At 73.1% G+C, this 6,741-nt stretch carries 6 protein-coding genes; all 6 read left to right on the plus strand.

What is annotated here, in order from left to right; all coding sequences use genetic code 11:
• Positions 1-8 precede the first annotated feature (8 nt).
• Positions 9-1,595 (plus strand): MFS transporter, encoded by a 1,587-nt coding sequence (locus ACIRSU_RS35050; protein WP_403801216.1) that lies wholly within the window; start codon positions 9-11, stop codon positions 1,593-1,595.
• A 180-nt stretch (positions 1,596-1,775) separates the two neighbouring features.
• Positions 1,776-2,558: an indole-3-glycerol-phosphate synthase gene (locus ACIRSU_RS35055; RefSeq protein ID WP_403801218.1), complete on the plus strand. Its 783-nt coding sequence runs from the start codon at positions 1,776-1,778 to the stop codon at positions 2,556-2,558.
• On the plus strand, positions 2,546-3,334 hold the full coding sequence (locus ACIRSU_RS35060; RefSeq protein ID WP_403801221.1) for a tryptophan synthase subunit alpha: 789 nt from the start codon (positions 2,546-2,548) through the stop codon (positions 3,332-3,334). The genes ACIRSU_RS35055 and ACIRSU_RS35060 overlap by 13 nt, the downstream gene beginning before the upstream one ends.
• 17 nt (positions 3,335-3,351) lie before the next feature.
• A complete protein-coding gene (locus tag ACIRSU_RS35065) occupies positions 3,352-5,094 on the plus strand; it encodes an FAD-dependent monooxygenase (protein ID WP_403801224.1) in 1,743 nt (580 codons plus the stop codon).
• 16 nt (positions 5,095-5,110) lie between these two features.
• The gene (locus tag ACIRSU_RS35070; protein ID WP_403801227.1) at positions 5,111-6,409 is read left to right on the plus strand and encodes a phenylacetate--CoA ligase family protein; all 1,299 of its coding nucleotides are present in this window, start codon (positions 5,111-5,113) and stop codon (positions 6,407-6,409) included.
• On the plus strand, positions 6,393-6,587 hold the full coding sequence (locus ACIRSU_RS35075; RefSeq protein ID WP_403801230.1) for a DUF6052 family protein: 195 nt from the start codon (positions 6,393-6,395) through the stop codon (positions 6,585-6,587). The genes ACIRSU_RS35070 and ACIRSU_RS35075 overlap by 17 nt, the downstream gene beginning before the upstream one ends.
• The last annotated feature ends 154 nt before the right edge of the window (positions 6,588-6,741 follow it).

Here is a 6,741-nt window from a genome sequence, read left to right on the forward strand (position 1 = left end):
GAATCGCCATGACGAACATGCCCGCACCGGCCCTCAGGGCCGGACGCAAGGAGTGGATCGGCCTCGCGGTCCTGGCCCTGCCGACCCTGCTGATCGCCCTCGACATCGGCGTGCTCTTCCTGGCGCTTCCTCATCTCAGCGAGGACCTCGGGACCAGCGCGACCGAGCAGCTGTGGATCACCGACATCTACGGCTTCATGCTGGCCGGTTTCCTCATCACGATGGGCAACCTCGGCGACCGGATCGGCCGCCGCAGGCTGCTGATGATCGGCGGGGCGGCCTTCGGCGTCGCCTCCGTCGTGGCGGCGTACGCGCACAGCCCGTGGACGCTGATCGCGGCGCGCGCCCTGCTGGGCGTGGCGGGTGCGACGCTCAACCCGTCGACCCTCGCCCTGATCAGCAACATGTTCCGGGACGACCGGCAGCGCGGGCTGGCCATCTCGCTCTGGGCGGCCTGCCAGTTCGGCGGCGCCGCGGTGGGCCCGGCCATCGGCGGCCTGATGCTCAAGCACTTCTGGTGGGGATCGGTCTTCCTGCTCGGCGTACCCGTGATGGTGGTGCTCCTGGTGGCCGCGCCGCGCTTCCTGCCGGAATTCCGCAACGAGAACACGGGCCGGCTGGACCTGGCCAGCGTGGCGCTGTCCCTGGCGGCGCTGCTGCCGCTCGTGTACGGCGTCAAGGAGCTGGCCGCCGGCGACGCCAACCCGAGCGTGGCGTTCCTCGCACTCGCGGTGGGGGCTGTCAGCGGGCTGGCCTTCGTCCGCCGTCAGCGGCGCCTGGACGACCCGCTGGTGGACCTGCGCCTGTTCACGCGCCCGGCGTTCACCATCGCGCTGGCGGCGATGGCCCTGGCCTCCGCGTCGTTCGCCGGGACCTCGTTCCTGACCAGCCAGTACATCCAGAGCGTGGCCGGACTCACCCCGGCCGAGGCCGGGCTGTGGCAGGCCCCGACAGGCGGCGGCATCGCGGCCGGCGTGCTGCTGTCGCCGCTGTTCGTCCGCTGGGTCAAGCCGCTGACGGCGATGGTGGGCGGGCTGGTCCTGTCCGCCGGCGCGCTGCTGACGCTCGCGCTCGTCGGCAGCGGGGCGGGCGCGGCCGTCGTCTCCGGCGCCATCGCACTCGTCGCCTTCGGTGTCGGCCCGCTGTTCGCGCTGGGTACGGGGTTCGTCGTGGGCTCCGTACCGGTGGAGAAGGCGGGTTCGGCGGCCTCGCTGTCCGAAAGCAGCAACGTCCTCGGTTCGACCCTCGGTCTGGCGCTGCTCGGCACGCTCGGCACCGCCGTCTACCGCGGGCTCGTCGGTGACGGCTTGCCGGCGGGGCTGAGCCGGCCGCTGGCCGACGCGGCCGGTGAGACGCTCGCGGGCGCCGCGGGAGCGGCCGACGCCGTGCCCGCGGAGCTCGGTGCGCGGGTCCTCGACGCCGCGCGCGACGCGTTCACGACGGGGCTCAACACCGTCGCGGGCGTGACCGCGGTCGTCATGGCCCTCGTCGCGATCGTCCTCGGCACCGCCCTGCGGCAGCGGCCGGCCCCGGCCGAGGAAGGCGGCTCCGCGCAGCCGGAGGCGGCCCCCGTCCTGGACGACGCCCGTGCCTGACACCTGAAACAGGGCAGGACGAGGAGGGTGCGGCGACCGCCGTGCCCTCCTCGTCGTACACCGTCCCACCGCAGGTCACACCGCACGTGACACCGCACGTCAAGAGATGCACCGCTTCGCTCCCGAGGACGACGATCGCAGGGCAGAGAGGCAACGGCGGCGACGGAACAGGGGCGCGTGATGACAGGGACACTCACAGGCGACGGCGGCCAGGCCCGACCTTCGTCCGCCGCCGGTGTCGCGCTGGCGCGGCCACGATCCCGGTCGTTCGCCCGAACGCTGACGCAGGCACGCTCCGAGGGCCGTGCGGCCCTCATCGTCGACGTGAAGTGCCGATCTCCCCGTGACGGCGAACTCATCCCCGATCACCGGGTGGAGGGCCTCGTCCAGGAGCTGCTGGACGCCGGCGTCGACGGCCTCTCCACCGTCACCGAGCCGCTGTACTTCGGCGGCAGTCTGGACACCGCGCGCCGCATCCGCGCGCTGGCCGGCGTGCCGTTGATGCGCAAGGAGTTCTTCACCAGCGTGGCGCAGATGGACGAGTCGCACGCCGTGGGCTTCGACGCCGTCCACCTGACGCTGCGCACCATCGGCGACCTGGGACTGGTCCAGGAGATGCAGGCTCGCGCCGTCGAGCTGGGCATGGAGCCGGTCATCGGGGTGCACACCCGCGAGGAGGCCGAGCAGGCCGTCGCCCTGGGCGCCCGCGTGATCGGCCTGAACAACCGTGACATCCGGGCCCTGGAACTCGACGAGGGCACGGTCGGACACAGCGAGACCGTCGTCGGCCTGCTGCCGCCCGAGGTCCTCGTCATCTCGGAGAGCGGCCTGCACACGCCCGAGGACGTCGCCCGGGCCGCCCGGGCCGGCGCCGACGCCGTACTGATCGGGACCGCGGTCGCCGTTCACCCCGACCCGGTGGGCTTCCTGCGGACCCTGGAAGCGGCGGCATGGCGGGCGTAGACCGGCTCGGCCGGGCCCTGCGCTCGGCCGAGCAGGACCGGCGTTCCCTGCTGGTCGTCTATCTGACGCACGCTCCCGCCGACTGCCGGCCCGTCGAGCTCGCGCTCGCCGCGGTGGAGGCCGGTGCGGACGTCCTGGAGCTCGGACTGCCCACGCCCTCGGCCGCGCCGCGCGGCGAGGAGATCCGTGACTCGTTCCGCCGGGCCGCCGCGACCACCACCGAGGAAGCCTGGGATGTGCTGGGACGGCTGCGCGAGGCACTGCCCGACACCCCGCTGCTGCCCCTGATCTACCCGGAGACCTCCGACGACCTCGGCTGGCGTCCGCTGCTCGACGGGGCGGCATCCGCCGGCGCCGACGGCGTCGTGCTGACCCGGCCGTGGCACGACGGGGGCCTGGAGCGGGTGGCCGCGTCGGGTCTGAGCGCCGTCCCGGTGCTGCCGGCGACCGCGAGCCCGGCCGAGGTGACGCGCGCCGAGGCCGGGGCACAGCACCTGACCTACCGGGCCCTGGCCGATCGCACGGGCGGCCGGGTGGACCTGGACTCGGCCCGGGCCCTGGCCGAGGAGCTGGGCCGGACGGCGACCAAGCCGTTCCTCGTCGGCTTCGGTATCAGCGAGGCGGAGGAGATCGAGGCGCTGGCTCCGCACGCCGCGGGCGTGGTGGTGGGCAGCGCGGCGATCCGCGCCGTGCGGTCCGCCGCGCCAGGAGCGCGGGTGCGGGCACTGAGCACGGCGGTCCGTGCCTGGAAGAACGCGGCGCACATCCGCCGGTGACGGAACAGGACAGACACATGCGAGTGGACATCATCGGCGGTGGCCCGGGCGGGCTCATGACCGCTGTTCTCCTGCGGCGCCTCGGGGCCGCCGAGGACGTACGGGTGTACGAGAGGCACCCGTCCGGCACCACGTACGGCTGGGGTGTGGTCTTCCCCGAGGGCGCGTTGGACCAGCTGGCCCAGGCTGCCCCGGACGTCCACGCGGCCGTCGTGGCCGCGGGCACGACCTGGACTCATGTCGACGTCCGGCACCGTGGGTTCCGGCGCCGCGTCAACGGCAATCGCTTCCACGGCATCCCGCGCGCCGCGCTGCTGGAGATCCTTCAGCGGGCCGCGGCCGAGGCGGGCGCGCAGATCACCTTCGAGCACTCCGTCCAGGACATCGACCCGCACGCCGGCGCCGACCTGATCGTGGGCGCGGACGGCGTCCGGTCCGCGGTCCGGGAGGCGTACAAGGACCGGTTCGGGCCCGCGCTCGCCGAGTCGGAGTTCGTCTACGCCTGGTTCGGCACCGACCGGGTCTTCCACGACTTCACGTACATCTTCCGCGACACCCCCTGGGGCGTCTTCCGGGCCTACGCCTACCCCTCCGGGCAGCCGTGGAGCTCCCTGATCGTCCACACCTCGCCGGAGACCTGGGAGAAGTCCGACCTCGCCGCCATGGACGAGGCGGACGCGGCCCGGCTGTGCCAGGAGATCTTCGCCCAGGACCTCGAGGGCGCGGCGGTCCTGACCAAGGGCGCCCCCTGGACCCGGTTCCCGCACCTGACGTGCTCCTACTGGCACACCGACCGCGCCGTGCTGATCGGCGACGCGGCCCACACCGCGCACTGGTCGATCGGTTCGGGCACCCGGCTCGCCGTCGAGGACGCCATCGCCCTCGCCACGGAGCTCGCCGCCCGGCCCGGAGAGCTCACCGCGGCACTCGCCGCGTACGAGGCGGTCCGCCGGCCCCAGGTCGAGAAGTTCCAGGCCGCGGCGCGCCGTTCCGAGCGCTACTTCGAGAAGATGCCGCGCTATGTCGGCTTCGAACCGGACCAGTTCGCCTATCAGTTGACGGCCCGGTCCTGGAAGATCACGCACGCTGACATCGCCCGTCGCGACCCCGGGTTCATCGCCGCGTACGACGCCTGGTTCCACAGCGGGGCGACCGGAACGCCCGTCGACGTCGCTCCCTCCCCTGCCTTCGCGCCGCTGCGCGTCGGCGGTCTCGAACTGCCGAACCGGATCGTCACCCTGACCGGCGCCCGGGGCGCCGGTCTGTCGCTCGTCACGGTGACCGACTCGTCCGCTGTCCCCACCCCGCCCGTCGGTGCCGCGGTGGCGGGCCTGCGCGTGCCCGTCATGGAGAGCCCGGCGGACTACGCCGAGCTGGCCGAGCGCGCCCTCGCCGCGGGTTACGCGCTGGTGCTCCTGGACGTCGGTGCGGACCCGGAGGCGGGACTGACCGCGCTGAAGGCCCTGCGCGAACACTGGCCGGCGGCCCGGCCCGTCGCCGCCGCGCTACCCGCCCCCGCCGGGATCGACGAGGCGGGCGAGGCACTGCACACGGCCGAACTCGTCGCCCTGGCCCGGCGGCTGGCCGACGGCGGCGCGGACGCTCTGCTCGTCGAGGGTGTCGCGCTCGCGGACGCCGTGCGCAACGAGGGCGGCGTAACGGTGTGGGCCGACGGCGGCGCCCGCACCCGCGACGACATCGACACCGTGGTCGCCGCCGGTTGGGCCGACTGCTGCGTTCTGCATCCGACTGCTCCCTGATTGGTGGAGAGGGAAAGTGGAGTACTGGAACAAGAAGACCGAGACCATGCCTCGCCAGGAGCTGCATGCCTGGCAGTGGCGCAAGCTCAGCCGGGCCCTGGACCACGCCCGGGCGAACTCGCCCTTCTGGGCCGAGCGGCTGCCCGAGGACATCACCTCGCTGGAGGACTTCACCGAGCGGGTCCCACTGCTCTACAAGGCAGACCTCATCGCGTCCCAGCAGGTCGCCCCGCCGTACGGCACCCTGCCGTCGGTGGATCCGGCCCTGGCCATCCGCCACCACCAGACGAGCGGCACGAGCGGCGCTCCGCCGCTGCGGACCTTCGACACCGCGCGTGACTGGGCCTGGGGCGCCGACATGTGGTGCACCGCGCTGTACGGCATGGGGGTGCGCCCGCAGCACAAGGCCATGCTCGCCTTCGGCTACGGCCTGTTCATCGGCTTCTGGGGGATGCACTACGGTCTTGAGCGCCTCGGCTGCACGATGGTCCCCACCGGGTCGATGGACTCCAAGAGCCGGGTCCGGCTCCTGGTGGAACAGCAGATCGAGTTCCTGGCCTGCACCCCGACCTACGCGCTGCGCCTGATCGAGACGGCCCGTGAGATGGGCATCGACCTCGCCGAGGAGGCCAACGTCAAGATCCTGGTGGGCGCCGCCGAGCCCCGCCCCGAGAGCACCGACCGGGCCATCTCCGAGGCGTTCGGCTGCCCGGTCTACAACGTGGCCGGCATGACCGAGCTCGGCACGCTCAACATCTTCGAGTGTCCCTCCCGGCCCGGCGCCAACCACATCCTGGAGACCGGCGTGCTCGAGGAGGTGCTGCACCCCGAGACTCTCAAGCCCGTCGGCTACGGCGAGCGCGGGGTCCGGGTGATGACCGGTCTCGGCCGGGAGGGCATCCAGATCTTCCGCTACTGGACGGACGACCTGGTGGTGAAGCGCCCATGGCACGAGTGCGGCTGCGGCCGTACCTGGGACTGGTTCGACCGGGGCATCCTCGGGCGCACGGACGAGATGCGCAAGATCCGCGGCGTCTCCATCACACCGGTCATGGTCGAGGACATCATGCGCGGGTTCGACGAGGTCAGCGAGTTCCAGACGGTGCTGCGCACCGACCGGGGCCTGGACATCGTGGTGCTCCAGGTGGAGCCACGGGCCGTCCCCGGCCTCGACACCGCGTCTCTCGGCGCCCGTATCAGCACCGAGATGAAAGAGCAGATAGGCCTGCGGCCGGAGGTCGAAGTCGTCGCCCCCGGCAGCCTTCCCCGATTCGAAGTCAAGGCGAAGAGGTTCCACGATGAACGGGCAAGCTGAACTGACCGAGGCGCAGGAGCGGGAGCTCCTCGACTGCTACGGGGCGCTGCTGAGGATCGTCGAGACCGTCCGGGTCCCGGGCGTGCAGTCGGCGGCCCGAATGGCGCTGGCCGAGGTGCACGCGGCCGTGGAGGGACAGGCCCTGGAGTTCGATCTCTACTCGCGCCGCTTCCGCTGACGCCCCGCTCCGCTCCGGGCGCCGCAACAGCAGGGTCGTGGGGGGGGGGGGGCGGGGGGCCCCCCCCCCCCCCGGCCCCCCGGCCCCCCCCCCCCCCCCCCCCACCGCCCCCCCCCCCCCCCCCCCCCCCCCCCCCCCCCCCACAGCGACAACG

Origin of the sequence: Streptomyces sp. NPDC101160, from assembly GCF_044768205.1 — a bacterium.
Classification (GTDB): Bacteria; Actinomycetota; Actinomycetes; order Streptomycetales; family Streptomycetaceae; genus Streptomyces.